General features: G+C 67.5%; 2 protein-coding genes. Both read left to right on the top strand.

Translation table 11 applies throughout. The features are described from left to right. Window positions 1-2,595: alpha-2-macroglobulin family protein (locus JHD07_RS29445; RefSeq protein ID WP_291628538.1), on the top strand; the 2,595-nt coding region annotated here is incomplete at its 5' end. Window positions 2,596-2,695: 100 nt separating this feature from the next. After that, the coding region (locus JHD07_RS29450; RefSeq protein ID WP_291628539.1) for a transglycosylase domain-containing protein at window positions 2,696-3,871 on the top strand (1,176 nt) is incomplete at its 3' end.

A 3,871-nucleotide genomic window follows, 5' to 3' on the forward strand; every position in this document is an offset into this window, starting at 1 on the left:
ACCTCGATCGACAAGCCGCAATACGGCTCCGGCGACACCATGACCGTGTCGGTCAATGTCCGCAGCGCCGGCAAGCTCACGATCAACGTGCTCGGCGAGCGGCTGCTGACGACACAGACCATCGACGTCAAGGAAGGCACCGCCCAGGTGAAGCTCCCGATCGGCAAGGATTGGGGCACCGGCGCCTATGTGGTGGCGACGCTGCGTCGTCCGCTCGATGCGGCGGCCCAGCGCATGCCGGGCCGCGCGATCGGGCTGAAATGGTTCGGCATAGACAAGCAGGCCCGCACCTTGCAGGTGAAGTTGACGCCGCCGGCGCTGATCCGCCCCAATGCGGCGTTGAAGATCCCGGTCAAGCTCGACGGGCTCAACCCGGGCGAGGACGCCAAGGTCGTCGTCGCCGCGGTCGACGTCGGCATCCTCAATCTCACCAACTACAAGCCGCCGGCGCCGGACGACTATTATCTCGGCCAGCGCCGTCTGTCCGCGGAGATCCGCGATCTCTACGGGCAGCTGATCGACGGCATGTCGGGCACGCGCGGCCAGATCAAATCCGGCGGCGACGCCGCTGGCGAGCTCCAGGGTTCGCCGCCCGCGCAAAAGCCGCTGGCGCTGTATTCGGGCATCGTCACGGTCGCCGCCGACGGCACGGCCGAAGTGAGTTTCGACGTTCCGGAGTTCGCGGGCACTGCGCGCGTGATGGCAGTGGCGTGGACCGCGACCAAGCTCGGCCGCGCCAACACCGACGTCGTGATCCGCGACCCCGTGGTGCTGACGACGACGCTGCCCCGCTTCCTGCTCAACGGCGATCGCGGCACCGTCAATCTCGAGATCGACAATGTCGAGGGTCCGGCTGGCGACTACGTCATCAACGTGAAGACCGGCGGCCCGGTGAAAATGACCGGCAATCCCGCCACCACGGTGAAGCTCGCCGCCAAGCAGCGCAACGCGTTCGCGCTGGCGATCGACGCAACGGCCGCGGGGCCGGCGACGCTCGACGTCGACATCAAGGGGCCGAACGGCCTTGCCCTCGCGCGGCACTATGCGCTCGACGTCAAGGCGGCGACGCAGGTGCTGGCACGGCGCTCCATCCGCACCCTGGCGAAGGGCGAGAGCCTCACGCTGACCGCCGACATGTTCTCCGACCTCGTGCCGGGCACCGGCAGCGTCTCGGTTTCGGCGAGCCTGTCGACCGCACTCGATGCGGCGACGATCCTGAAAGCGCTCGATCGCTATCCCTATGGCTGCTCGGAGCAGATCACGAGCCGGGCCATGCCGCTGCTGTATGTCAACGACCTCGCCGCCGGCGCGCATCTGGCCATGGACACCGAGGTCGACCAGCGCATCCGCGACGCCATCGAGCGGCTCCTGGCGCGCCAGGGCTCGAACGGCTCGTTCGGGCTGTGGTCGGCCGGCGGCGACGATGCCTGGCTGGACGCCTATGTCACGGACTTCCTGACCCGCGCCCGCGAGAAGGGGTTTGCGGTCCCGGACGTGCTGTTCAAGAACGCGCTCGACCGCATCCGTAACTCCGTCGTCAATGCCGACGAGCCGGAGAAGGATGGCGGCCGCGAGCTCGCCTACGGCCTCTACGTGCTCGCACGTAACGGCGCGGCCCCGATCGGCGATCTCCGCTATCTCGCCGACACCAAGCTGAACAACCTCGCAACGCCCATTGCGAAGTCGCAGCTTGCGGCGGCGCTGGCGCTGGTCGGCGACCGCAACCGCGCCGAGCGGGTCTATGGCGCGGCGCTCGACAGCCTCGCGCCGAAGCCGGCGCTGGAGTTCGGCCGCACCGACTACGGCTCGCAGCTGCGCGATGCCGCAGCGCTGGTCTCGCTTGCCAGCGAAGGCAATGCGCCGAAGGCGACGCTGACCCAGGCGGTGTCGCGGGTCGAGACCGCGCGCGGGCTCACGCCCTACACCTCCACGCAGGAGAATGCGTGGCTGGTGCTGGCGGCGCGGGCGCTCGCCAAGGAGAACCTCTCGATCGAGGTCGACGGCCAGCCGGTCAAGACCGCGCTTTATCGCAGCTACAAGGCGGATACACTGAGCGGCAAGCCGATGAAGATCACCAATACCGGCGACGCGCCGGTGCAGGCGGTGGTCTCGGTATCCGGCTCGCCGGTGACGCCGGAGCCTGCGGCATCGAACGGCTTCAAGATCGAGCGGAATTACTTCACGCTCGACGGCAAGCCGGCCGACATCAGCAAGATCAAGCAGAACCAGCGCTTTGCGGTGGTGCTGAAGATCACCGAGGCCAAGCCGGAATACGGTCACATCATGGTGGCGGACTATCTGCCGGCCGGCCTTGAGATCGACAATCCGAGGCTGGTCTCCTCCGGAGACAGCGGCACGCTGGACTGGATCGAGGACGGCGAGGAGCCCGAGAATACCGAATTCCGCGACGACCGCTTCACGGCGGCCGTCGACCGGGCCTCGGACTCCAAGTCGGTGTTCACCGTCGCCTATATCGTGCGCGTGGTCTCGCCGGGCAAATACGTGCTGCCGCAGGCCTATGTCGAGGACATGTACAATCCCTCGCGCTATGGCCGGACCGGCACGGGCAGTGTCGAGGTGCGGGCGGCGAAGTGAGCGAGAAGTAAGTGAGATGAGCGATGTCGAGCCACATACACCGTCGTCATGCCCGGGCTTGACCCGGGCATCCACGGCCGCGCCGGCGGTGGGTGTTGGCGTGGATGGCCGGGTTAAGCCCGGCCATGACGGAGCAAGGAGCGGGGGGCTTCGCATCCTCTCCGCCCTCGCACTCACTTTCATCCTCGCCATCATCGGCTTCGTCGGCTGGGTCTACTCCCTCGGCCCGCTCCCGCTCGACGAAGCCCGGCAAGTCTCCACCACCATCGTCGATCGCAACGGCAAGCTGCTGCGCGCATATGCCATGGCCGACGGGCGCTGGCGGCTGCCGGTCGATGCCAAGGTCAACGTGGATCCGACCTACCTGAAGCTGCTGTTCGCCTATGAGGACCAGCGCTTCCACGCCCATAACGGTATCGACCCCTTGGCGCTCGGGCGCGCGGCGTTGCAGCTCGGAACGCGCGGACACATCGTCTCGGGCGGCTCCACCATCAGCATGCAGCTGGCGCGGCTGATGGAGCCGCGGCGGCAGCGTTCGCTCTATGCCAAGCTCCGGCAGATGGTGCGCGCGATCGAGCTGGAGCGGACGCTGAGCAAGGAGCAGATCCTCGATCTCTATCTCGCGCTCGCGCCCTATGGAGGCAATCTCGAGGGCATTCGCGCCGCCTCGCTCGGCTATCTCGGCAAGGAGCCGAAGCGACTGTCGCTGGCGGAAGCGGCGCTCCTGGTCGCACTGCCGCAATCGCCGGAGACGCGCCGCCTCGACCGTCATCCCGAGGTCGCGCGCAAGGCTCGCGACCGCGTGCTCGACCGCATGGTCGAGGAGAAAATCGTCAGCGCAGAAGACGCCAGGCAGGCGAAGGCCGTGCCCGTGCCGAAGCTGCGCAAGCCGATGCCGATCCTTGCCCCGCATGCGTCGGACACCGCGCTGTCGGTCGTGAAGGACAAGCCGGTCATCAAGCTGACGCTCGATGCGAACCTGCAGAAGGTGCTGGAGCCGCTGACGCGCGACCGCGCCCTTGCGCTCGGGCCCAACATCTCGGTCGGCATCATCGTTGTCGACAACGAAAGCGGCGACGTGCTCGCCCGCGTGGGCTCGGCCGATTATTTCGACGAGAGCCGGGCGGGGCAGGTCGACATGACGCGCGCGGTGCGCTCGCCGGGCTCGACGCTGAAGCCCTTCATCTACGCTTTGGCCATCGACCAGGGCCAGTTGCATCCCGCCACAGTGCTGCGCGATGTGCCGAGCGCCTACGGCGCCTACACGCCGGAGAAC

The organism is Bradyrhizobium sp. (assembly GCF_016462955.1).
Lineage (GTDB): Bacteria > Pseudomonadota > Alphaproteobacteria > Rhizobiales > Xanthobacteraceae > Bradyrhizobium.